Genomic DNA, 231 nt, shown 5'->3' with positions numbered 1-231 from the left:
GCGCGACCGTATGGTCGAGATGCTCGCCGCCGACAACGCCGCACCGGCGGGCGCCCGCGCCCTCGTCGAGGTGCTGCGCCAGCAGGGGGTGCGCGTCACGACAGCGGACTCCCTGGACGAGGCTCGCACGATCGCCGCGGCGAGCACGGATCCGACCCTGTTCTTCAGTGACCCGAACGGCTATCTGACGAACGACCGGATCTCGGCCATGGCGGCCCTCGCACCCCGGAC

Annotated in this window: 1 protein-coding gene; it reads left to right on the top strand. The window is 71.9% G+C overall.

All coding sequences use genetic code 11. The annotated features are described in order from the left end of the window. Positions 1-231: DUF4350 domain-containing protein (locus QN345_RS20410; RefSeq protein ID WP_323509280.1), on the top strand; the 231-nt coding region annotated here is incomplete at both ends.

The organism is Cryobacterium sp. 10I1, from assembly GCF_035019805.1.
Lineage (GTDB): Bacteria > Actinomycetota > Actinomycetes > Actinomycetales > Microbacteriaceae > Cryobacterium > Cryobacterium glucosi.
Note: the sequence above shows the minus strand (reverse complement) of the source record. Positions and strands in the feature narration are given on the sequence as shown.